Raw genomic sequence first — 22,657 nt, forward strand, 5'->3', positions numbered from 1 at the left:
GGTCGACGGGAATCAGCCGGTGGCGCCCGAGCCCGCGCTCACCATCAGCCCCGCGGCGTCCACCACCTCGAAGTCGCTGCCGCGCAGGCCGCCGAGAGCGTGCAGCGCGTCGTTGTCCCACCGCGGGTCGGGGGCGCCGGAGAGGAACCAGGCCGAGCCGTGGTCGGCGACGATCAACCCGTGCCGTTGCATCGCCTCGGCGACGATCCGGGCCTGCCGGGGCAGCCGGGACAGGTCCACCGAGCGCTTGAGTCGCAGCCGCTGGCCGAGCTGCGGCAGCGCCGGGTCGGTGGCCGACGAGGCGGAGTGGGTGGCCGGCCAGGTCCAGCCGGTGCGGGTGCGCGGCACGGTCACCCGGATCGCGTGGTCGATCCGGCCGGCGGCCACCTCGTCGTAGCGGACCAGCCCGGCCAGGATGGACAGTCCGGCCGCGTCGGCGGAGGTCCACCCCGCCCGGCGCAACCGGTTCGACCGCAGGTCGAAGACCGCTCCCGAGCCGGCCCGCCAGCCGCCGCCCGACCGGTGCGCGTCGAACAGCTCGTACGCCCGGCAGGCCGCCCGGTCCCAGACGATCACGTGCCGGTCGCCGGTGCCGTCGGGCCCGCCCTCGACCGCCGCGTCCGGCGGGACCGGGTACGGCCCCGGGTCGCTCTCGTCGGCGTACCCGAAGGTCACCGGGACCCGCCGCTGGCCGGCGGGTACGACGGTGACCGGGATGCCGATCGGCGCGCCCTCCCACCGGCCCGAGCCGAAGTCGGCGTGCACCGTGGCCCCGCCGCCGATCGCGCCGATCATCGCGGCGGAACGCGGGTGCACGGGCAGCCGGGACACGTCGGCGTGCCACACGTTGTCCGCCGGGAAGACCGTGCACGGCCGGGCGCTCGGGCTGGGCCGGCCGCCGAGTCCGGCCCGCGCGGCCGGGACGGGCGACGGGCCGGCCGGCGGGGCCGCCGTGGCGCTGACCCCGCCGGTGGGCGTCGACGCGGCGGACGGCGAGGTGGCCGGCTCGGAGCAGCCGGCGGCGCAGACGGCGACCAGGACCGCGACGGCGGTGGCACGGCGGGCGGACGGGCGGGCCATTCCGGGCATCCTGCCGGAGGACGGCGGCCGGCGGCAACCGGTCGTCCCGCCGCCGCCGTCCGCCCACCGCCGTCGCCGCCGCGCTCTCGTGGCGAGCAGGGCCGGTGCGGGCCGACCGGCTGCCGGCTTGGCGGCGGCCTCCGCTGTCAGGCGGCGGCGCGCTCGGCCGGCGGACGGCGCCGGAGTGCCGGGTCGGTGAGCACGGGCGGGGACCACACGCCGTCGGGCTGGTAGAGGTTCGTGCCGGGCGGGACGATCTCGTCGATCCGGTCCAGCACCGCGTCGTCGAGCGCCAGCGCCGCCCCCTTGAGCAGCCCCTCCAGCTGGGCCATGGTGCGCGGCCCGATGATCGCCGAGGTGACCGCCCGGTGCGCCACGGTGAACGCGACGGCCAGCTCCGGCAGCGAGCAGCCGATCTCCTCGGCGAGCGCGGCCAGTTCCTCGACGGCGGCGTACTTGGCGGCGTTGCCGGGCAGCGCCGGGTCGAACCGGGCCGGGGTGAGCGCCGGCCGGCCGGCGGTGAGGTCGACGGCCCTGCCCTGCCGGTACCGTCCGGAGAGGAAGCCGGAGGCCAGCGGGCTCCAGACCAGCACGCCCATCCCGTACCGCTGGCAGACGGGAAGGACCGCGCTCTCGATCCCACGGGCCAGCAGCGAGTACGGCGGCTGCTCGGTGCGGAACCGGCCGAGGGCCCGCCGCTCCGCGACGTGCTGCGCCTCGACGATCTCCTCCGCCGGGAAGGTGGAGCAGCCGAACGCCCGGATCTTGCCGGCCCGGACCAGGTCGGTGAGCGCCCCGAGGGTCTCCTCGACGTCGGTGGTGTGGTCGGGCCTGTGCACCTGGTAGAGGTCGATCCAGTCGGTGCCCAGGCGACGCAGGCTGTCCTCCACCGCCCGGACGATCCAGCGTCGGGAGTTCCCGCCCCGGTTGGGCCCCTCCCCCATCGGGAAGTGCACCTTGGTGGCCAGGACCACGTCGTCGCGTCGGCCCCGCAGCGCCTTGCCGACGATCACCTCCGACTCGCCCGCCGAGTACATGTCGGCGGTGTCCACGAAGTTGATCCCCCGGTCGAGGGCGGTGTGGACGATCCGGGCGCAGTCGTCGTGGTCGGGGTTGCCGACCGACCCGAACATCATGGTGCCGAGACAGTGGACGCTGACCTGGATGCCGGTGCCGCCGAGGACGCGGTAACGCATGTGGGCTCCCTGGGATGACGCCGCGCTGACCGGGCGGCGGCCGGTGCGGTCACCGTAGGAGTTCGAGCGCGCTCGAGGTCAACTCTCCGCCGCGGCCTCCCCGGCCTGCGCCAGGTAGCCCGCCGCCTGCAGCTCGAACAGCTCCCGGTAGAGGCCCTCCTGGGCCATCAGCTCGTCGTGGTTGCCCTGCTGGATGAGCCGGCCGTGGTCCATCACGAAGATCCGGTCGGCGTGCCGGACGTTGGCCAGCCGGTGGGTGATCAGCACGACGGCCCGGTCGGGGTGGCGCCGCAGGTGCTGGAAGAGGGCGTGCTCGGCCCGCGCGTCGAGGGCCGCCGACGGCTCGTCGCAGATCAGCAGCCGGGCGTCCCGGTAGAGACCGCGGGCGGCCACGAGCCGCTGCCACTGCCCGCCGGACAGGTCCTGGCCGTCCTTGAACTGCCGGTCCAGCAGCGTGTCGTAGCCGAACGGCAGCTCGGTGATCATGTCGTGCGCGGCGGCGTCCCGGGCGGCGTCCTCGACCTCCGGCCCGGGGCGGTCTGCGGGCCGGTCGTGCCGGCCGATCCGGATGTTCTGCCGGGCGGTGAACGGGAACCGCCACCAGTCCTGGCTCATCACCGCCACCTGGGCGGCGGTCTGCCGGGGGTCCAGTTCGGCGGTGTCCACCCCGTCCCAGCGGATCACCCCGGCGGTGGGCCGGTAGAGGCCGGCGATGAGCTTGGCCAGGGTGGTCTTCCCGGAGCCGTTCTCCCCCACCAGCGCGATCACCTCGCCGCGCCGGACGGTCAGGCTGACCCCGTCGACGGCGGCCGTCTCGGTGTCCGGGTAGTGGAGGCTCACCCGGTCGAGGTCGATCCGCTCGAAGCCGTCCACGGGCCGGGTGCCGCCGGCGGGCACCCGGTGCCGGGCGCGGTCCAGGAAGTCCCGGTAGTCCTGGTAGTAGAGCGCGTCCTCGTAGAGCGAGTTGGTGGCGAACACGGCGGTGCGCAGGCCGGCCCGGGCCGACTGCAACGCCAGCAGGGCGGTGGCCGCCGCGGCGAGGGCGACCACACCGTTGAGCAACAGGCCGCCGAGGACCGCGTAGAGCCCGAAGGCGGCGACCCCGGTGACCGACAGGCCGACCGCGCGGGTCATCGTCTGCGCCCGGGCCAGGCGCAGCTCGGCGCGGGTCTCCAGGCTCATCATGCGGTGAAACTCCGCGAGCAGGAACTCCCGCATCTGGTACGCGCGGATCTCGGCGGCGGTGTGCCGGTGGGCCATCAGGTCGCCGAGCATCCACTTGCGGCGCTGCCGGGTGACCCGGGCCAGCCAGTCGAGGTGCTGGCGGCGGGCCATCCGCACCGCGGTCACCGCCTCCGGCGCGGCAGCGGCCAGCAGGCAGGGCAACAGCAGCGGATGGATCACCGTCACGGCAGCCGCGGTGGCCGCGACGCCCACCACGCCGGTGACCAGGTTGACGGTGTCGTTGACGATCGACCCGGCCTCGGCCAGGCCCCGGTCCCGGGCCCGCACCATCTCCTCGGCGAACCCGGCATCGTCGAAGGCGGCCAGCTCGACCGCCGAAGTGGTCTCGAACAGCCGCAACTCCACCGCGTAGTTGATCTGCGGGATGAGCCGCGCCTGCGCCCAACCCGCGGCGACGGTCAGGGCGCCGCGGGCGGTCACCGCCGCTGCCGCCAGCACCAGGGCGGGAACCGCCGCGCGGATCCGGTCGGGCGTGGGGCCGGCGGCGAAGAGCTGCTGGAGCACCCCCGTCGTGGCGAGCAGGCCCAGCGTGGTGAGCACGCCGGCGGCGACGTTGAGCCCGATCGAGGCGAGCGTGTCCCGCCGGCTGGTCGCCCAGGCCAGGGCGATGGCCTCCCGGACCAGGACGGGAAGCCGGCGAGCCACCGCCCAGAAGCCCGTGTGGGCGAACTCGGTGGCCCGGTGCATCCAGTGCGGGTCCGCCAGCTCCGGCAACGCCGCGCCCTCGGCCGGCTCGTCCCGGTCGGACGGGGCACGCGGGCCGACAACCCTGGTCATCGCACCTCCTCAGCCGATGGGTGGCACCGGAGCTTACTTTCCGCAGCCGCGTGCTGTCTGCCCGTAACCGGCGTGTCGAACATCCGTCCCAAACACATGTCGCGAGCCGGCGGTTCGCGGCTCCCGAGAGGTGGGCGATGTCGGGTCGCGTCGCGCGTACCCGTCCCGGGTGGCAGGCTGGTGGGGTCGCCGGCAGCGGGGCGACGCCGGCCCGCTGGCAGACCCGTCGTAGAGGAGAAGATCGACCCGATGGCTGTGGACGTCACCACCACGGACGAATGGCAGGCCCTGCGCAAGCACGCCGAGGCGATGCGCGGCACGCACCTGCGGGAGCTGTTCGCCGCGGACGGGCAGCGGGGTGACCGGCTCACCGGCGAGGTCGCCGACCTGCACGTGGACTACAGCAAGAACCTCGTCACCGACGAGACGCTGAGCCTGCTGACCGCGCTCGCCGAGCGGGTCCGGCTGACCGACCGGATCGCCGCCATGTTCGCCGGGGAGCACATCAACTCCACCGAGGACCGGGCCGTGCTGCACACCGCCCTGCGGCTGCCCCGCGACGCGTCGCTCACCGTGGACGGCCAGGACGTGGCCGCCGACGTGCACGCCGTGCTGGACCGGATGTCGGCCTTCGCCGAGCGGGTCCGCTCCGGCGCCTGGCGGGGCCACACCGGCGAGCGGATCAGCACCGTGGTCAACATCGGCATCGGCGGCTCCGACCTCGGGCCGGTGATGGCGTACGAGGCGCTGAAGGCGTACCGGGACGCCGGGATCACCTGCCGGTTCGTGTCCAACATCGACCCGACCGACATCCACGACAAGACCACCGACCTGGACCCGGCCAGCACGCTGTTCGTGGTGGTCTCCAAGACCTTCTCCACCCAGGAGACGCTGGCCAACGCCGACCAGGCCCGGCGCTGGCTGCTGGCCGGGCTGGACGCCGACGACGACGCCGTGGCCCGGCACTTCGTCGCGGTCAGCACCAACGAGCAGCGGGTCCGCGACTTCGGCATCGACCCGGAGAACATGTTCGGCTTCTGGGACTGGGTGGGCGGGCGCTACTCGCTGCCCTCCGCGGTCGGGCTGTCGGTGATGCTGGCGGTCGGGCCGGCCCGGTTCCGGGAGCTGCTGGGCGGCTATCACGCCGTGGACGAGCACTTCCGGACCACGCCGGTGGCGCGGAACGTGCCGGCGCTGCTCGGCCTGCTCAACGTCTGGTACACCGACTTCCTCGGCGCGGAGACCCACGCGGTGCTGCCCTACTCGCAGTACCTGCACCGGTTCCCGGCCTACCTGCAGCAGCTCACCATGGAGAGCAACGGCAAGTCGGTGACGCGGGACGGCCGGCCGGTCACGTACCCGACCGGGGAGATCTTCTGGGGCGAGCCGGGCACCAACGGGCAGCACGCCTTCTACCAGCTCATCCACCAGGGCACCCGGCTGATCCCGGCCGACTTCATCGCGTTCAGCCAGCCCAACCACGACCTGGGCGACATGCACGACCTGTTCATGTCGAACTTCTTCGCGCAGACCGCGGCGCTGGCCTTCGGCCGCACGCGCGAGCAGGTCGAGGCGGAGGGCACCGCGGCGGAGGTGGTGCCGCACCGGGTCATGCCGGGTAACCACCCGACCACGTCGATCATCGCGCCGAAGCTGACCCCGACGACGCTGGGCCAGCTCATCGCCCTCTACGAGCACATCGTCTTCACCGAGGCCGCGGTCTGGGACATCAACGCCTTCGACCAGTGGGGCGTGGAGCTGGGCAAGGTGATGGCCAACCAGCTCGCGCCGAAGCTCACCGGGAGCGGGCCGGACCTCGGCGACGTGGACTCCTCCACCGCCGCGCTGATCCGCCGCTACCGCCGGCAGCGCGGCCGGGACTGACGTACGCCCGCGGCCTCCGGCCCGAGGTGGTCGGAGGCCGCGGGCGTCAGCCGCGGAGCAGGTCGGCGTGGGCGGCGCGGAGCCGGGCGAGCGCCGGGTCGCCGGCCGGGGCGCGGCGGTCCAGCTCGGCCCAGACCTCGGCGAGGGCGTCGGTGAGCGCGCGCAGCTCGGCGGCGTGCCGCCGGCTGCTCTGCCGGTGCAGCTCCTCCAGCCGCCGGGACCAGCCGGCGCTGATGGCGGCGATCCGGTCGGCGTCGGCCCGGGCCTGCGCCGCGGTGCGCGCCGCTGCGGCGGGCACGATCGCGGCGACCGGGCGCGGATCGCCGTCGCGGGTGACGACGGTGACGGTGTCGGTCAGCTCGGCGAGGGAGACGAGCTGGGTGAGCCGGGTGCGGACCTCGCGCAGCGGCAGGGCGCGCGGCTGGGGGGACCGGTCGGCCAGTGCGGGGACAGCCATGGACACATATTGACGTCCGGGTACGACAGAACCGCGCCGGGTGACCGGCCCGGGGTCAGCCGGCGGCCGTCCACTCCGGCGCCAGCACCGACCAGACCTCCATGTCGGCCCGGCCCTCCGGCGCGGCGGCGGCCCCGCGCAGCACCCCGTCGCGGCTCATGCCGAGCCGCCGGGCGACCGCGATGCTGCGGTCGTTGCCGGCCTTGGTGACCCACTCGACGCGGTGGATGCCGCGCTCCCGGACCGCCCAGTCGATGATGACGCGGGCCGCGCGGGTGACCAGGCCCTGCCCCTCGGCGCCCTGCTCCAGCCAGCAGCCGGCCTCGCAGACCCCGGTGGTGGTGCTGAGCGAGACGAAGAGCACCCCGCCGACCAGGGTGCCGCGCTGCCAGATGCCCCAGATCCCGCCGTCGTCGCGGGCCCACCGGTCGGCGTAGTTCTGCAGGACCCGGCGGGCGGACTCGGCGTCGGTGGCCACGAAGGAGGCGCCCACCCAGGGGGCGATGTGCTCCCGGCAGCGGTCGAGGTTGGCGAGGAACTCGTCGGCGTGCCACGGCATCAGCTGTCGCAGCTCGGCGTCGTCGGTCAGCGGAAGGGTGAACATCCCCGCAACCTAGTGCGATCGCCGGTGGCGCCGCACCGGAATTGCGGGCCGCCCGTCAGCGGGCCACGAGCCGGACCTCCCGGGTGGTGACGGTCCGGTGTTGGGGCGTGACGTCTCCGCCGTTCGGGACGCTGCGATCCACTCCCCGGGACCGGGATGTCGGTCGGTCTCTCTACCGTGTGCGCCGTGAACGCCGTCCAGACGTACCGATACCTCCAGCCGTCCGCGCTGGGCGCCGCCGGTCTCGACCTCCAGACCTGCGGTGGCCCGGCGGCGAATCCGCGGTTCTTCTCCGGGTTCCTCACCACCCCCGCGGCTGCGGCCGCCGGCCTGCTGGCCGTCGCCGAGGTGGCCCGCACCCGCTATCACCAGCCGGTCAGCCCGGCCAGCCTGGACCCGGTGGTGACCGGCAGCCGCGACCGGCTGCGCTTCGAGTCCTTCTCCGGCTGCTGCGGCGTGTACGCCCGCATGGACGTGCTGCCGGCCGGCTTCGACGGCGAGATCGTCGGGCACGGCACCACCAACGTGGACGTGAACCCGCCGTTGCGGGAGGCACTGGCCCGGGTCGGCGGGCTCGAACCGCTGCACGCCGCCGTGGGCCCGGACGACCTGACCGTCTCCACGATGGACGGCGCGGTGGTGGAGAAGAAGGTCCCGCTGCCGGGTCGCTGGCTGCGCGGCTTCGCGGAGGTGCAGGTGCTCACCGCGGGGTTCGAGCCGCGCGCCGAGATCCCGGCCGTGGAGGCCGCCGCCTTCCTGCGCCGGCTGCCCGGCGGCACCGACCGCTCGGTGCTCTGGGCGGTGCCCGCCGGGCGGACGCTCCGGCTCACCTCGCGGCCCGTCCCGGGCGCCGTCTGCCTGGCCGGCGCGGGCCGGCTCGCGGCGCTGCGCGGACTGCTCCGGCATGCGCGGGTCCTGCGGGTGTACGGGCCGGCCGTGCGGCCCGGCTCGCCGGCCGTGCCGAGCACCTGGGAACTCGACACCGGGGCGCTGCGACTGTCGCTGACCTGCTCCCCCGAGCCCTACCGGGGCTTCTCCGGTGAGGGGGCGGCCCTGCTCGCGCTCGCCGGTGACGAGGTGGTCGACGACGCCGAGCTGGTCGCGGCGCTGCTCTCCTGGGACCCGACGATCGACGTCGCCGCCCTCGCCGATGCGGCAGCGCTGCCCGACGACCGGGTCCGCGCGGCGCTGGCCCAGCTCGGCACCGCCGGGCGGGTCGGCTACGACGTGGCGGACGCCGGTTACTTCCACCGCGTCATGCCCTACGACGCGGGCCGGGCCGAGCGGGACAACCCCCGCCTGGTCGGTGCCCGGGTGCTGGTCGAGCGGGGCGCCGTCGTCCGGGAGGGCGAGCACGCCACGGTCGGCAGCGACGATGAGGTCTACCGGGTGCGCCGGCTGCCCGACGGCGGGTACGCCTGCACCTGCCGCTGGTGGGCACGGCACCGCGGGGAGCGCGGGCCGTGCAAGCACGCCCTGGCCGTGTCGATGGTCGCGGCGCCGGCAGAGGTGGGGGCGTGACCGACTTCTTCGAATCCCTGATCCGGGGCGACGTGACCGCCGTCCGGTCGGTGCTGCACGCGCTTGACGAGCCGGCCCGCCGGGCGCTCGGCGAGGAACTGGTCGCCCACGTCCGGCGGCGGCGCGACAACTGGTGGTGGGGGAAGGAGGCGACCGCGCTGGCGGTGGCCGCGGTCGGCACGCAGAGCACCGCGACCAAGGCCGCGGCGCTGCTCGGCCGGCGGTCGGTGTGGCTGCGGGACGCCGACCCGGAGCCGGTGGTCGCCGCGGCGCGGCAGCGGGGCGTGACCTGGCTGGCGGACCTGGCGTACCGGCTGGCCGAGCGGATGCGCCGGGGCGAGCCGTGGGAGGGCTGGCACTTCACGGCGGCGCTGCTGCGGGCGGAGCAGGCACCACCGCCGACGGGGGACGCGTTCGTCGCCGGCTGGGCCAACGCGATGTGGTGGCAGCCGCTGCACGGCCGGCAGCAGCAGCCGCTGCTCGACCGGCTGCGCCACGATCCGTTCCTGGACGCGTTGCTGCCCCGGCTGTTCGAGGTGGACGGGGTCGGCGCCGACCTGTCTGTCGGCGGTGACGGGCAGGCGGTGCCCCGCGCGCTGGTCGCGCTCGCGGCGGAGGGCCGGCTCGACCGGGTCACCCTGTTGGACGGGGTCCTCGGGCGGCTGCTGCGCGGGGACCGGGCGGCCGCGCTGCGCCCGTTCCTCGCCCTGCACGACCTGCTGGCACCGACGCCGGATGAGGTCGCGGCGCGGGCGGGCGCGTACCTGAGGTTGCTCGCCGACGCGCCCGGCCCGGTCGCCACGACGGCGCAGCGGGCGCTGCGCGGGCTCGGCGACGCCGTGGAGCTGGAGGCCCTGGCGGACGCCGCGCGGGCGGTGCTGACCCGGCCCGAGAAGGGCCTGGTGCGGGCACAGCTGTCCTGGTTGGACGCGCTCGCCCGGCAGCGCCCGGACCGGGCGGCCGAGATTGCGACGGTCCTCGCGGCGGGGGCCGACCACCCGTCGGCGGACCTCCGGGACCGCGCGGTGGCGCTGGCGGAACGCCACGGGCACCGGCCCGTCCGGTCCGCCGCCGTGACGGTGGTCGGCGACGAGCTGCCACCCCCGTCGCCGGCGGCCGCCGCCCTGCCCCCGATCACCGAGGTCGACGAGCTGGTCGAGGAGGTGTCGGCGCTGATCGGCCGGGGTTGGCCGGCGTCGGCGCTCGAGCGGGTCCTCGACGGCCTGGTCCGGCTGGGCAGCACCGACCGGGAACGGCTCCAGGCGGCCCTGTCGCCGGTGTTGCGCCGCCAGCAGGTCGGGGCCTACGACCACCCGTGGGCGGTGTTCAACGTGCCGGTCCAGCTGCACGGGGTCCTGCTGGCCGCCGCCGCGGCCGACGAGGCGGCCACCCGCCGGGACCAGTGGGTCGCGATCCTCAGCGAGTCGCTGACGCGCAAGCTGCGCCCGTTCTGGCGCCGTCGCGCCGTCGAGGCACCGCGCCGGTCCGCCCTCACGCTGGTCTACTGCTCCCGGCTCGCCGAGATCGGCCAGCGGTTGGACGGGCGGGACGACCCGGGGCTGCTGGCCGCGCCGACCTCGGCCACCGGCGCCGTCGACCCGACCGCGCTCTACGAGCGGCTGGCCGCCCTCGGCGACCGCCCGGTGTGGCGGTGGGATCTGGCGCAGGCGCTGCTGCGGCTGCCCGCCGGCGTGGACGAGGCGCTCGCGGCGAAGGCGGCGGCGCTCGGCACGACCGCCGGCGACGAGCTCGCCGGCTGGCTGCGCGGGGACGCCCTGCCCGCGCCGGTCCAGCGGGTCGTGACGGCCGGCCGGCGGGACCGGGTGGGCGGCTACGACTACGGCTACGACCGGCTGCCCGTTCGACGCACCGTGGTGGCGAGCGCCCCGCCCGAGGGTGCGGCGGACCCTCTCGGGCTGCTCACCGTGCCGGCGCAGCTGGTCGGCCGCGGGCACGGCTCCTGGACCGACCTGTGGCCGGCGCTGCTGCCTGGGCACCGGGGCCTGGTCGCCGCGCACCTGCTGCCCGGGATCGCCCGGGCCGCGCAGGAGGACGTCCGGGAGGCCGCCACGGTCCTGCCGGCACTGGCCGAGTGCGCCGGCCCGGGCGGCCCGGCGCTCGACCTGGCGCTGGCCTACGGGCTGTGCGCCCGCCACGAGGTGGACCGGGTCGCCGCGCTCGACGCCCTGCTGACGCTGGCGGCCGCCGGTGACCTGGATGCGCCGGCCGTGGGCGCGCACCTGGGCGCGCTGGCCGCGGACGGCCAGGTGACGCTGTCCCGGGCGGCGACCCCGCTGCGGGACGCGGTCGCGGCCGGCGCCCCGCTGAGCACCTGGCGCCTGCTCGCCCGGGCCCTCCCGGCGCTGCTGGCCGCGCCGGCGCCGCCCCGGGGGACCCCCGACCTGCTCACCCTCGCCGCCGAGACGGCCCGGGCGACCGGGGTACCGATCGAGGTGCCGGGCCTGGCCGACGTGGTGGCCCGGGGCGGTGGCAGCCGCCTCGTGACCGAGGCCCGCCGGCTCGCCGCCGCACTGGCCTGACAGGGCGGTGGATCGGGCCGGCCCCGGGGCGGGCCGGCCCGGTCGATCAGGTCAGGGGTGCATCTCGTACGCGCCGGCGAGGGCGACCACCCGCTGCCACACCCGGGCGGCGCGGTCGGCGTCGACGACGGGGCGCCGGAGGTGGGCGAGCGCCCAGGCGGCCTGCGCCTCGGTGGTGGCCGCCTTGCCGTGCAGTTCGGTGGCGTACCCGGAGAAGTCCCGGACCAGCAGGTCGAAGATCTCGTCCAGCAGGTCGGCGTCGAGCCCGGTCAGCTCGGCCTGCTCCAGGATCAGCTGGCCGTAGACGACCAGGGCGAAGAGCTGGCCGACGGTGAGCAGGAAGTCCAGGTCCCGCTGCTGGGCCTCGTCCGGGGCGTGCGCGGCGAGCAGGGCGGTCAGCCCGTCGGCCTGCTCGCGGAACCGGGCCACGTTGGGCAGGTGGGCGTGCGCGTCGTACGCGGCGCGCCAGTCGTGGAAGCGGATCGCGCCGAGGCCGCGGGCCGGCCCCTGCCGGAAGAGGAACTCGTCGTCGGCCGGGTCCTGCCGGGTCGGCACGGGCGGGTGCTCGGCCGGCCGGAACAGGTAGTTGGGCATGAACTTGAGGATCAGCGCCAGGTTGACGTGCACCGTCCCCTCCAGCTTCGGCAGGCCGCGGATGTCCTTGGCGGCCTTGTCGAAGTAGGTGTCGGCCTCGAAGCCCTTGGCGGCGATCACGTCCCAGAGCAGGTCGATCACCTTCTCGCCCTCGGTGGTGACCTTCATCTTGGTCATCGGGTTGAACAGCAGGTACCGCCGGTCGTCCGGGCCGGCCGAGCGGAAGTAGTCCACCGCCCGGTCGCTGAACAGCTTCATGGCCACCAGGCGGGCGTACGCGTCGGTCAGCTCGCGGCGGACGTGCGGGAAGTCGGTGACCCGCCGGCCGTAGAGGATCCGCTGGTGGGCGTGGGTGACCGCCTCGTACATGGCGTGCTCGCAGATGCCGATGGAGGCGGTGCAGAGGTTGAACTTGCCGACGTTGACGGTGTTGAGCGCGGCGTCGAAGGCGGCCGGGCCGGTGTGCAGCACGTCCTCGGCGCGCACCGGGTAGTCCTCCAGGCGGAACTCGCTGACGTACATCTGCGCGTTGACCACGTTGCGGACCAGCCGGTACGCCGGGTGCCGGCTGTCGGCGGCGAAGAAGACGTACCCCTCGGGGCCCTCGACGTCGGCGCGGCGGCCGAAGACGGAGACCAGACCGGCGACGTTGCCGTTGCCGATGTAGTACTTGCCGCCGGTGGCCCGGAAGCCGCCCTCCCCGTCGGGGGTGAGCAGCAGGTCGGTGGAGTAGATGTCGGCGCCGTGCGGCCGCTCGGAGAGGCCGAACGCCATGACGTGCCCCTCGTCGAGCAGCGCGGCGGCGCGGGCCCGGGCGGCCGCGTTGCCGCTCTGCCAGACCGGCCCGAGGCCGAGCACGGTGACCTGCCAGGTGTACCAGTAGCCGAGGCCGTAGAAGCCGAGGATCTCGCTGAGCGCCGCGTTGCGGGCGGTGTCCCAGCGCTTGTCCGGGTCGCCGCCGCCGTCGGCGGCCGGGGTGAGGAAGGTGGCGAAGAGCCCCTCCTTGGCGGCGAAGGCCAGGAAGTCGGCGTACCACTCGTGGTGGTTGTAGCTGTCCACCAGGGCCTGCTTGCCGCGGGACTCGAACCAGTCGATGGTGGCGCGCAGCAGCCGCCGGGAGGTCTCGTCGAGGTGGGCCGGGTCGTAGCGGTGGGGGTGGAACAGCAGCGGGTCGGTCACGCCGGTCGCCTTTCTGCGGAGGGGTCGAGGTCGCGGAGGGTGTCGAGGACGTCGTCGAGCCACGCCAGCACCATCCGCTCGTACGCGATGCCGCCCCGCAGCACGACGTGCTGGAGCGCCGTGCGGGCGTCCCGGGCGGCGGGGTCGGGGAAGTCGCGGCGCTCGCCGGCCAGGTAGCCGGCGAGGGTGGCCTCGTGGTCGGCGCGGTAGCGCTCGACCTCGGCGACCAGGGTGGCGCGGCCGGCCGCGTCGTCGAACGCGGCGCCGCGGATCTTGACGGCCAGCTCGTGCCGGACCGCCTCCGGCTGCACGGGGGCGCGCAGCCAGGTGACCAGGGCGGAGCGCCCGGTGGGGGTGACCGACCAGATCTTCTTGTCCGGCAGCCCCTCCTGGCCGATCTCCTCGGCGGTGAGCCAGTGGTCGCTCTCCATCCGCTTGAGCACCCGGTAGATCTGCTGGTGGGTGGCGGTCCAGAAGCGGCCGATCGAGCGGTCGAAGCGCCGCGCCAGCTCGTAGCCGGAGGCGGGCTGCTCCAGGAGCGAGACGAGGATGGCGTGCTCCAGCGACATGCCGGCCATCTTGCTATGCAACTCGTTGCATAGCAAGAGTCAGATGATGAGGTGGGTCCAGTAGGTGAGCCAGACCGCGAACAGCGCGCCCTGGAGCAGCGCCAGCCCGGCGGTGAGCCACGGGTCGAGGCCGGGCCGGCGGGCCCAGCGGGCCAGCACCAGCGCCACCGGGAACGCGGCCAGCAGGTAGCGCAGCAGGCTCTTGTAGACCGGCGGGCCCATCGACAGCGGCACCAGCACCACGATCAGCGTGTAGGCCAGGTACGGCCAGTCGGCCCGCCGGCGCAGGCCGACGGCCGCCACGAGCAGCATCGCCACGGCGATCCAGACCCGCAGCGCGTTCGCCGAGTTGTCGCCGACGAGCGCCGACCCGGCCACCCCGAGCGGGTTCTGCACCTTGATCCCCCAGCCCTTCTCCTGGGCGTGCTGGTAGGCGAACCAGTCGCCGCTCTGCCAGCGACAGAACGCCATGAAGGTCAGCCAGCCGGCCGGGACCAGCAGCAGCGGCCAGCCCTCCCGCAGGTAGCGCGGCAGGCTGCGCAGACCCAGGCGCCAGCCGTGCTGGCGCAGCAGCACGAGGGCCAGCGGGACCACCACCACGAAGCCGACCGAGCGGCTCATCGCCAGGAAGTAGCCGACGATCCCGACCACCAGCCAGCGGCGCTGCTCGGCGTACCAGAACGCGGCCAGGGCGAGGCAGACGAAGAGCGACTCGGTCAGCGCGGCCTGGAACAGGAACGCGGTCGGCAGGAGGAGCAGGTACCGCACGGATCGGCGGCCGTCGGCCGCGGCGTCGCCCGGGTCGCCGGCGCCGAGCAGCCGGGCGCCGAGCCGGTACGCGAACCAGAGCTGGAACAGCAGCGCCACGTTGGCGACCAGCAGCAGCGCCCAGGCGGTGTGCCCGCCGAGCAGCGGCGCGAGGGGCCGGGCCAGGAACGGGTAGAGCAGCGGGAAGCCGAAGTCCTTCCACGGCCGGTCCAGCGGCAGCCGGGCCAGGTGGTCGTAGAGGAACGAGTCCCAGGCGAACCAGAGCGAGACCCAGCGGTGCGACGAGATCCGGTCCTGCTGGAGCCGCATCATCGTCTCGTCGGCGGGCGGCGCGCCGGGCACCCCGTCCCAGGCGGTCAGCACCAGCACGCCGACCAGGCTGAGCACCAGCTTCGAGCCGGCGAAGACGGCGAGCACGAAGCCCCAGGGCGCCGGGATCCGGGCGGCCAGCAGCCGGCCCGTCGACACCAGCCGGGCGCGTCTGCTCGGGCGCAGGTCGGGGCCGGGTACGTCCGCCGTCCCGGCCCGCCGCTCCTCCGCCATCCCGCTCCCACCGGTCGCCCCGCGACCGACCCCCGGACCGGGAAACCGGCCCGGCATCCCCGTTCCGCCCCGGTTCACACCCGCCCGACCCCGAACGGGTGACCCGGCGTCGCGGATCGCGGGAGCAGGTGAGTCGGGCGGCAGGACGGGTAAGGGCGCTGCCGCATCGGCAGGCTGGCGGCGGGGGGCGCGGACGGCATGGGTGACGGCAACGGGACCGTGATCATCGGGGCGGGGCCCGCGGGGCTGACCGCCGCGTACGAGCTGCTGCGCCACGGCGAGCCGGTCCGGGTGTACGAGGCCGACGACGTGGTCGGTGGGATCAGCCGCACGGTGGAGCGGGACGGCTGGCGGTTCGACATCGGCGGGCACCGGTTCTTCACCAAGGTCTCCCGGGTGGAGGACTTCTGGCACGAGATCCTGCCGGCCGAGGACTTCCTCCTCCGGCCGCGGATGAGCCGGATCTACTACCGGGGCGCGCTCTACGACTACCCGCTCAACGCCGGGAACGCGCTGCGCAACCTCGGCCTGCTGGAGGCGCTGCGCTGCGTCGGCTCGTACGGGCGGGCCCGCCTGCGCCCGCCGAAGGACCAGTCGCACTTCGAGGGCTGGGTGTCGGCCCGGTTCGGCTGGCGGCTCTACTCGATCTTCTTCAAGACCTACACGGAGAAGGTCTGGGGGATGCCGGCCGACCAGTTGCAGGCCGACTGGGCCGCCCAGCGGATCAAGAACCTGTCGCTGTCCACCGCGGTGCTCAACGCGCTGCTGCCCCGGCGCAACCGCAAGGACGTGACCAGCCTCATCGAGGAGTTCCAGTACCCGAAGCACGGCCCCGGGATGATGTGGGAGCGCTGCACCGAGGAGGTGGAGAAGCGGGGCGGCACGGTCCGCACCAACACGTGGGTGACCGAGGTGCACCGGGACCCGGCGCAGCGGAGGGCCACCGCCGTCACGGTGGTCGACGTCGGGGGCGAGCGCACCGAACCGGCCGACCACGTGATCTCCTCGATGCCGATCTCCGCGCTGGTGCGGGCCATGCGGCCGGAGGCCCCGCCGGAGGTACGGGCCGCCGCCGACGACCTGCGCTACCGGGACTTCCTGACCGTCGCGCTGGTGGTGCCGGAGGAGTTCTCCTTCCCGGACAACTGGATCTACGTGCACGACCCGGCCGCCAAGGTGGGCCGGATCCAGAACTTCGGCTCGTGGTCGCCGTACCTGGTCAAGGACGGGCGGACCTGTCTGGGCCTGGAGTACTTCGTCTTCGAGGACGACGAGATGTGGCGGACGCCGGACGCGGACCTGGTCGCCTTCGCCACCGCCGAACTGGAGCGGCTGGGCCTGGTCCGGCCCGGCTGCGTGGAGGCCGGCTATGTGGTCCGGATGCCGAAGGCGTACCCGGTCTACGACGAGCGCTACCAGCACAACGTGGACGTGATCCGCGGCTGGCTGGCCCGGGAGGTGCCGAACGTGCACCCGGTGGGGCGCAACGGGATGCACCGCTACAACAACGCCGACCACTCGATGCTCACCGCGATGCTGGCCGCCGAGAACATCGCCCACGGCGCCGACCACGACGTCTGGACGGTAAACGTCGAGCAGGACTACCACGAGCAGCGGACGCCGTCGCGGCACGGCACCGGCCGGGACGCCCCGGTCATGCCCGCCCGGCGGTAAGGCCCCGGCGTGAGGGTGGTCATAACGGCTGGACGGCCCGGGCCGCCCTCCTGCTAGCCTTCTCGGCAGGTCATGAGCGCCAGCGTCAAGCCCCGGCTCGCTGGCCGGCAACCCTCCTCCGCGGTGGGGTGCCCCGGGTGAGGACCAGGCACCGGCAGCCGCCGGTGCAAGCGTGGCCTGGCACCCAGGTCATCACCGACCAGAGGGAACCATGTCTGCTCAGCTCCGCACCCCGCCCGCCGACGGCATCGCCTATCCGGCGCGTTTCGCGCTGGTCAAGCGGCGGCACGTCGACCTGATGCGGGTGTGCAGCGACGCCTGTCGCCGCTCCGACGCGCGCTGAGGGCCACTCCCCCACTTCCGCACCATCCCTTCCGGCTCGCCCGCCCCGGGCGCGCCGTCGGCGGCGTGCGCCCACGCCGCCCCGGACCCTGGAGACACCTGTGCGAATCCGTTCCGCCCTGACCCGCGCCGCCGCGCTCGGCGCCGCCGCCGTGCTCGCCGCCACCGCCCTCACCGCCTGCGGCGACGACGGCGCCACCAGCGAGGCCGCCAACCCGTACGGCCTGCTCCAGGCCGGCGTGCTGCGGGCCGGCACGCTCACCGACGCCCCGCCGAACGTGTACCTGAAGGACGGCAAGTTCACCGGCTTCGACAACGACCTGCTCACCGCGGTCGCCGCGAAGGCCGGCCTGAAGGTGGAGTTCGTGGGCACCGACTTCTCCGCCCTGCTCGCCCAGGTCAACAACCACAAGTTCGACGTCGGCAGCTCCTCCATCACCATCACCGAGGCCCGGAAGAAGACCGTCGACTTCGGCAACGGCTACGACTTCGGCTACTTCGGGCTGGACGTGCCGGCCGGCTCCCCGATCACCGGCTTCGACCAGCTCGCCGGCAAGCGGGTCGTGGTCGTGCAGGGCACCGTGCAGGACGACTACGCCACGCGGGAGAACCTGAACCCGGTCCGGGTGCCGGACTACAACGGCGCGGTCAACCAGCTCAAGGCCGGCACGGCCGACGCCTGGATCGCCCCGGCCGAGATCGGCGACAAGTCCGCCGCGGACAGCAACGGCAAGATCACGGTGGCCGCGAAGCAGCTCAGCCCGGCCCCGACCGCGTACGCGGTGGCCAAGGGCAACGACAAGCTGCGCGAGGCGCTGAACAAGGGCCTCGACGAGGTGATCGCCGACGGCACCTGGAGCAGGCTCCAGGCGCAGTACTACCCGGGCCGGCCGATCCCGGCCGACTTCAAGCCGGGCAGCGGCACCGTCGCCGTGCCGTCGCCGTCGGCGGCTTCCTGACGAACGATCGAGACGAGCGGGGCGGACGGAGACATGGATCCACTGAGCACCCTGTGGGAGACCTTCTTCGACTGGGACGCCATGCGCGAGGCGCTGCCCGAGATGCTGACCGTCGGGCTGCCCAACACGCTGATCCTGGCGGTCTCCGCCGCCCTGCTCGGCTCGGTGCTGGGCATGCTGCTGGCCGTCGCGGGCATCTCGCGCACCCGATGGTTGCGGTGGCCGGCACGGGTCTACACCGACGTGTTCCGCGGCCTGCCGGCGGCGGCGACCATCCTGCTCATCGGCGTCGGCCTGGCGCCACTGGGGATGCAGGTGTGGGGCCCGAACCCCTACCCGCTGGGCGTGCTGGCGCTGTCGCTGATCGCCGCCGCCTACATCGGAGAGATCTTCCGCGCCGGCATCCAGAGCGTGGAGGCCGCCCAGCTGGAGGGAGCCCGGGCGCTCGGCTTCTCCTGGGGCGAGGCCATGCGCCTGGTCATCGTCCCGCAGGGCGTACGCCGGGTGCTGCCGGCCTGGGTCAACCAGCTCATCGCGCTGATCAAGGACTCCAGCCTGGTCTACTTCCTCGGCCTGGTGGCCAGCCAGCGGGAGCTGTTCCGGATCGGCCAGGACTACGCGGCCACCACCGGCAACGAGTCGGCGCTGCTGCTGGCCGGCCTGTTCTACCTGGTGCTGACCGTGCCGCTGACCCACGCGGTCAACTGGATCGACCGGCGGCTGCGGCAGGGCCGGGCGGTGGCCGCCCCCGATCTCGACGTCGAGCTCGACCCCGCCGGCGCGCCGGCCCCGACCGGAAAGGACCCGCGATGAGCACCGCCACCGCGACCGGCACCTCGGTGAGCCTGGCCGTCCGCGACGTGCACCTGGCCTTCGGGCGGCACCAGGTGCTGCGCGGCGCCGACGTGGAGGTGGCCCGGGGTGGTACCGCCTGCGTCATCGGCCCGTCCGGCTCCGGCAAGTCGACGCTGCTGCGGACGATCAACCGGCTCATCGAGCCGGACCGGGGCGACGTGCTGCTGGACGGGCGCAGCGTGCTCGGCGACGACCCGGACGCGCTGCGCCAGCGGATCGGCATGGTGTTCCAGCAGTTCAACCTCTTCCCGCACATGACGGTGCTGCGCAACCTCACCCTCGCGCTGCGCAAGCTCAAGAAACTCCCCGAGGACGAGGCGGTGCAGGTCGCCCGGGCCCAGCTCGACCTGGTCGGGCTGGCCCACAAGGCCGACGTCCGGCCGGCGCAGCTCTCCGGCGGCCAGCAGCAGCGGGTGGCCATCGCCCGCGCCCTCGCGCTGCGACCGCAGGTGATGCTCTTCGACGAGGCCACCTCGGCGCTCGACCCGGAGCTGGTCAAGGGGGTGCTCGGGGTGATGGCCGACCTCGCGTCCGCCGGCATGACCATGGTCGTGGTCACCCACGAGATGGGCTTCGCCCGCGAGGTGGCCGACACGGTGGCCTTCATGGACGCCGGCGTCGTGCTGGAGGCCGGCCCGCCGTCCGCCGTGTTCGAGGCGCCGGAGCACCCGCGACTGCGGCGGTTCCTGTCCCAGGTGCTCTGACCCCGGCGGCCCGGCCCCGCTCCCTCGTCCTCCGGTAGCGGGGACGGGCGGCCCGGTCCGAGCCGGCCCACAGCCAGTAGATCGCCAGCGCCAGGCCGGCGGCGCCCAGGGCGCTCACCCCCCAGGGCGGCAACCGGTCGGGAGCGGACGGCGGCGGCGCGCAGTCGGTCGGCGTGTAGTCGACCGTGATCCGCTCGTGCCGGTCGGGCAGCCTCCCGTCGGCGAAGGACGCCCTCGGGATGCCGCAGATCACCGGGCCGTCGGGCGAGTCCACCCGCAGCAGCACGCCGGTCGCCCGCCCCGCCCCGTCCCGTTGGACCTCCAGGACCTGCGCCGGGGCCAGCACGCCGGCCGGTGCCGGCGGGTGGGGCTCCGGGTCCATGAACGGCCCCAGCAGCGCCATCGCCGCGCACGGCAGCAGGAAGGCGAGCGGGACCGCGGGATAGATCCGCAGGACCCCGTTGTGGTGCAGCGACATGCGGCGACGGTAGCGGCGCCCGACAAGCCGAGGTCGTCATCGGCGTGGACGGTCGGGTTACGACGATCAACTTCAAGGGTAGGAGCCCCTACGGCCGGAACGGAGATTCCGTGGGTGCGCCGGTCGTCAGGGGAGGACGGCGCCGGTGCGCAACTGGTGGAAGGCCGCCGTGGGGCGGCTGCGGCAGGCGTGGGTGCCCGTGGTGGAGGCCGCGCTCGCCGCGACCGTGGCCTGGCTGATCGCCGCGCGGCTGATCGGCCATCCGGACCCGTTCTTCGCGCCGAGCGCGGCGCTGATCGTGCTCGGCGAGTCGCGGGGCCAGCGGGTACGGCAGACCATCGAGCTGGTGCTCGGGGTGGCCGGCGGGGTGCTCGTCGCCGACCTGGTGGTGCACGCCCTCGGCCCCGGCACGGCGACCATGCTCCTCGTCCTGCTGCTCACCCTCGGCGTCACGGTGGCGGCCGGGGCCAGCAGCACCCTGGTCATCCAGACCACGGTCTCCGCGCTCTACCTCGTGGTGGTGGCCGCACCGAAGGGCGAGTTCACCCCGTTCCGGTTCGTCGACGCGCTGATCGGCGGGGCGGTCGCCCTCGCCGCGAGCCAGCTCGTGGTGGCCCGGGACCCGCTGGCCCCGCTGGTGGCCGAGGCCCGGCAGACGTACGCCGACCTCGCCGACCTGCTCGACCGGGTGAACGCCGCGCTGGACCGCTGCGACGCCGAGGCCGCCCAGGCGGCGCTGGACCGGGCCCGGGAGGTGGACGGCTGCGTGGAACGCCTGCGGTCCGCGGTGCGGGCGTGCGCCGAGACGCTGCGGCTGCGGGTCCGCCGGCGGCGGCACCTCAGCCAGCTCGAACAGGTCGAGGCCACCGCCCGGCAACTCGACTACGCGGTACGCAACATCCGGGTGCTGGCCCGCAACGGGGCCACCCTGGCCCGGCTGCACACCGCCAGCCCGCCCGAGCTGGGCGCGGCGATCCGCTCCCTCGCCGAGGCGGTACGCGCCGCCGGCGCGGCCCTGGCCACCGACCTGACCGGCCAGGACGCCGACCGGCACGCGGGACGGGCCGAGGAGGCCGCGCTGGCCGCGGTGCGCATCGGCGCGGAGCTGCTGGAGTCCGGCCCGCCGCTGCCCGTCGTCATGATCGTCGGGCAGATCCGGGCCACCGCGATCGACCTGCTGCGCGGGGTCGGCGAGGATGGCGGGGCGGTGCTCAACCGGGTCGACGAGGCGCTCGGCCTGCCGACACCGGCGTCCTGACCGGCCGGCGGCCCGTCCGGCCGCGCATCGACGAGCTGTCCCGGCGCCCCGGACCAGGCCACCGGACGCGCGCTGCTACACCTCGCAGCGGTCGGAGAGGGCGTATCGGGTGAGCACCACGTCGCCGATCTGGCGTACCTCGACCACCCGGGCGCGGCGGCCCGGGTGCCACGGGAAGCGGCCGTCCCCGACGAACCGGGGCGCCCGGCGGTCGCCCACGAAGAACGGCGCCACCACCAGGTGCAGCTCGTCGGCGACACCGGCGGTGAGGAACTGGCAGTGCACGGTGCCGCCACCCTCCACCATGAGCCGGCCGACCCCGCGCCCGGCCAGGTCGGCGAGGACCGCGTGGGGGGTGACGGGTTCGCCCGCGTCGACCACGGTGGCCACCGCGCCCACCTGCTCCCGGGCCTTCTCCACCACGCCGCTCGGGCAGTAGACCAGCTTCGGCCCGTCGCCCGTGGTGAAGAACCGGGCGGTCGGGTCGAGGTCGCCGCTGGCCGTGACGGTGACCTTCACCGGGGACGGGGGCAGGCCGCGGGCCACCCGCTCGGCCCGCCGCCGCTCGCTGCGCACCAGCAGCCGGGGGTCGTCGCGGCGGACCGTGGCGGCGCCCACCATGATCGCGTCGGCGGCGGCCCGGACAGCGTCGACCCGGTCGAGGTCCACGTCGTTGGACAGCAGCAGCCGCTCGGCGGTGGCGTCGTCGATGTAGCCGTCGATCGACATGGCACAGCTGAGCAGCACGTACGGCCGGCCGGTCACGGCACGAAGGGCAGGTCGAGGGCATGGTCGGCGCGGGTCACCTTGGCGGCCAGGTAGCCCGCGTTGGTCGGGGACAGGTGCACCCCGGTGAGCACCCGGTCGACCACCGTGACGCCCAGCCGCTCCAGCTGCGCGGCCTTGTCGGGGTTGTTGCTGAGCAGGGCCACCCGGGTCACGCCCAGTGCCGCGAGCATCTGCGCGGCCACCGTGTAGTCGCGCTCGTCGGCGCCCCGGCCCAGCGCCACATTCGCCTCGTAGGTGTCCAGCCCGCCGTCCTGGAGGGCGTACGCGTCCAGCTTGGCGTAGAGGCCGATTCCCCGGCCCTCCTGGCGCAGGTAGAGCAGGTAGCCGCCGGCGTCGGCGATCCGCTCGACCGCCTCGCGCAGTTGCGGGCCGCAGTCGCAGCGCTGGCTGCCGAAGACGTCCCCGGTCAGGCACTCGCTGTGCGGGCGGACCAGCGGTGGCGAGGCGTCCGGGTCCCGCCGCTCGCCGAGCCCGATGGCGAGGTGCTCGCGGCCGTCGACCAGGCCGTGGAAGGAGTGCACACGGGCGGTGGTCACATACCCGTCGGGGAACCGCAGCGGGACCGTGACCTGGGTCCGGACCGTCGCGGCGGGCAGCGTTTCGTCCATGCTTCTCCTCAGTCCCGGCTGCCGGACGCGCCG

At 74.7% G+C, this 22,657-nt stretch carries 20 protein-coding genes and 1 riboswitch; of the genes, 9 read left to right on the forward strand and 11 right to left on the reverse strand.

The annotated features are described in order from the left end of the window. Positions 1 to 12: 12 nt before the first annotated feature. From IEY96_RS22325 to IEY96_RS22335, 3 genes are all read right to left on the reverse strand, one after another. Positions 13 to 1,080: a hypothetical protein gene (locus IEY96_RS22325; protein WP_189196750.1), complete on the reverse strand. Its 1,068-nt coding sequence runs from the start codon at positions 1,078 to 1,080 to the stop codon at positions 13 to 15. Between the two features lie 146 nt (positions 1,081 to 1,226). Beyond that, positions 1,227 to 2,276, reverse strand: a complete 1,050-nt coding sequence (locus tag IEY96_RS22330) for an aldo/keto reductase (RefSeq protein ID WP_189196751.1) — start codon at positions 2,274 to 2,276, stop codon at positions 1,227 to 1,229. Positions 2,277 to 2,354: 78 nt separating this feature from the next. Further along, entirely contained in the window at positions 2,355 to 4,298 is a 1,944-nt protein-coding gene (locus tag IEY96_RS22335; protein WP_189196752.1) for an ABC transporter ATP-binding protein, read from the reverse strand. Positions 4,299 to 4,547: 249 nt separating this feature from the next. Between IEY96_RS22335 and pgi the strand changes: the two genes are divergently transcribed. Then, positions 4,548 to 6,182 carry a glucose-6-phosphate isomerase gene (pgi, locus tag IEY96_RS22340; RefSeq protein ID WP_189196753.1) on the forward strand — a complete coding sequence of 545 codons (1,635 nt, stop codon included), beginning with the start codon at positions 4,548 to 4,550 and terminating at the stop codon, positions 6,180 to 6,182. 46 nt (positions 6,183 to 6,228) lie between these two features. Here pgi and IEY96_RS22345 read toward each other — a convergent pair whose 3' ends face one another. After that, on the reverse strand, positions 6,229 to 6,639 hold the full coding sequence (locus tag IEY96_RS22345) for a type II toxin-antitoxin system Phd/YefM family antitoxin (RefSeq protein WP_189196754.1): 411 nt from the start codon (positions 6,637 to 6,639) through the stop codon (positions 6,229 to 6,231). A 55-nt stretch (positions 6,640 to 6,694) separates the two neighbouring features. Continuing rightward, complete coding sequence (locus IEY96_RS22350) at positions 6,695 to 7,243, reverse strand: GNAT family N-acetyltransferase (RefSeq protein ID WP_189196755.1); 549 nt, start codon at positions 7,241 to 7,243, stop codon at positions 6,695 to 6,697. A gap of 186 nt (positions 7,244 to 7,429) precedes the next feature. Between IEY96_RS22350 and IEY96_RS22355 the strand changes: the two genes are divergently transcribed. Both IEY96_RS22355 and IEY96_RS22360 read left to right on the forward strand, forming a co-directional pair. Further along, a complete protein-coding gene (locus tag IEY96_RS22355; protein ID WP_189196756.1) occupies positions 7,430 to 8,764 on the forward strand; it encodes an SWIM zinc finger family protein in 1,335 nt (444 codons plus the stop codon). Then, positions 8,761 to 11,304, forward strand: coding sequence for a hypothetical protein (locus IEY96_RS22360; protein ID WP_189196757.1), 2,544 nt, complete (start codon positions 8,761 to 8,763; stop codon positions 11,302 to 11,304). The genes IEY96_RS22355 and IEY96_RS22360 overlap by 4 nt, the downstream gene beginning before the upstream one ends. Positions 11,305 to 11,355: 51 nt before the next feature. On the opposite strand, the gene IEY96_RS22365 is transcribed toward IEY96_RS22360, so the two are convergent. The 3 genes from IEY96_RS22365 to IEY96_RS22375 are packed head-to-tail and all read right to left on the reverse strand — an operon-like array spanning position 11,356 to position 14,957. After that, positions 11,356 to 13,077 (reverse strand): acyl-CoA dehydrogenase family protein, encoded by a 1,722-nt coding sequence (locus tag IEY96_RS22365; RefSeq protein WP_189196758.1) that lies wholly within the window; start codon positions 13,075 to 13,077, stop codon positions 11,356 to 11,358. Continuing rightward, positions 13,074 to 13,646 carry a PadR family transcriptional regulator gene (locus IEY96_RS22370; protein WP_189196759.1) on the reverse strand — a complete coding sequence of 191 codons (573 nt, stop codon included), beginning with the start codon at positions 13,644 to 13,646 and terminating at the stop codon, positions 13,074 to 13,076. Before IEY96_RS22370 ends, IEY96_RS22365 begins: the two co-directional genes overlap by 4 nt. A gap of 39 nt (positions 13,647 to 13,685) precedes the next feature. After that, complete coding sequence (locus tag IEY96_RS22375; protein WP_189196760.1) at positions 13,686 to 14,957, reverse strand: hypothetical protein; 1,272 nt, start codon at positions 14,955 to 14,957, stop codon at positions 13,686 to 13,688. 198 nt (positions 14,958 to 15,155) lie between these two features. Between IEY96_RS22375 and IEY96_RS22380 the strand changes: the two genes are divergently transcribed. The 5 genes from IEY96_RS22380 to IEY96_RS22395 all read left to right on the forward strand — a co-directional run bounded on the left by IEY96_RS22380 (position 15,156) and on the right by IEY96_RS22395 (position 19,491). Further along, complete coding sequence (locus tag IEY96_RS22380) at positions 15,156 to 16,631, forward strand: NAD(P)/FAD-dependent oxidoreductase (RefSeq protein ID WP_189196761.1); 1,476 nt, start codon at positions 15,156 to 15,158, stop codon at positions 16,629 to 16,631. 68 nt (positions 16,632 to 16,699) lie between these two features. Beyond that, positions 16,700 to 16,810, forward strand: a riboswitch (SAM riboswitch). Between the two features lie 32 nt (positions 16,811 to 16,842). Further along, positions 16,843 to 16,974 carry a hypothetical protein gene (locus IEY96_RS33195; RefSeq protein WP_268247162.1) on the forward strand — a complete coding sequence of 44 codons (132 nt, stop codon included), beginning with the start codon at positions 16,843 to 16,845 and terminating at the stop codon, positions 16,972 to 16,974. A 100-nt stretch (positions 16,975 to 17,074) separates the two neighbouring features. After that, positions 17,075 to 17,932, forward strand: coding sequence for an ABC transporter substrate-binding protein (locus IEY96_RS22385; protein ID WP_189196762.1), 858 nt, complete (start codon positions 17,075 to 17,077; stop codon positions 17,930 to 17,932). Positions 17,933 to 17,965: 33 nt separating this feature from the next. Next, positions 17,966 to 18,745, forward strand: a complete 780-nt coding sequence (locus tag IEY96_RS22390; protein WP_107078063.1) for an amino acid ABC transporter permease — start codon at positions 17,966 to 17,968, stop codon at positions 18,743 to 18,745. Beyond that, positions 18,742 to 19,491: an amino acid ABC transporter ATP-binding protein gene (locus IEY96_RS22395; RefSeq protein ID WP_189196763.1), complete on the forward strand. Its 750-nt coding sequence runs from the start codon at positions 18,742 to 18,744 to the stop codon at positions 19,489 to 19,491. Before IEY96_RS22390 ends, IEY96_RS22395 begins: the two co-directional genes overlap by 4 nt. Here IEY96_RS22395 and IEY96_RS22400 read toward each other — a convergent pair. Then, entirely contained in the window at positions 19,391 to 19,969 is a 579-nt protein-coding gene (locus tag IEY96_RS22400; RefSeq protein ID WP_189196764.1) for a hypothetical protein, read from the reverse strand. The two genes, IEY96_RS22395 and IEY96_RS22400, sit on opposite strands and share 101 nt — an antisense overlap. Positions 19,970 to 20,114: 145 nt before the next feature. On the opposite strand from IEY96_RS22400, the gene IEY96_RS22405 reads away from it, so the two are divergent. Continuing rightward, entirely contained in the window at positions 20,115 to 21,227 is a 1,113-nt protein-coding gene (locus IEY96_RS22405) for an FUSC family protein (RefSeq protein ID WP_189196765.1), read from the forward strand. A 75-nt stretch (positions 21,228 to 21,302) separates the two neighbouring features. Here IEY96_RS22405 and IEY96_RS22410 read toward each other — a convergent pair whose 3' ends face one another. Together IEY96_RS22410 and IEY96_RS22415 are read right to left on the reverse strand one after the other, a co-directional pair. Beyond that, the gene (locus tag IEY96_RS22410; RefSeq protein WP_189196766.1) at positions 21,303 to 21,992 is read right to left on the reverse strand and encodes a RibD family protein; all 690 of its coding nucleotides are present in this window, start codon (positions 21,990 to 21,992) and stop codon (positions 21,303 to 21,305) included. After that, positions 21,989 to 22,624: a GTP cyclohydrolase II gene (locus tag IEY96_RS22415; RefSeq protein WP_189196767.1), complete on the reverse strand. Its 636-nt coding sequence runs from the start codon at positions 22,622 to 22,624 to the stop codon at positions 21,989 to 21,991. The genes IEY96_RS22410 and IEY96_RS22415 overlap by 4 nt, the downstream gene beginning before the upstream one ends. Between the last annotated feature and the right edge of the window lie 33 nt (positions 22,625 to 22,657).

This window comes from Micromonospora fulviviridis (assembly GCF_014648395.1).
In the GTDB taxonomy this organism is placed as follows: domain Bacteria; phylum Actinomycetota; class Actinomycetes; order Mycobacteriales; family Micromonosporaceae; genus Micromonospora; species Micromonospora fulviviridis.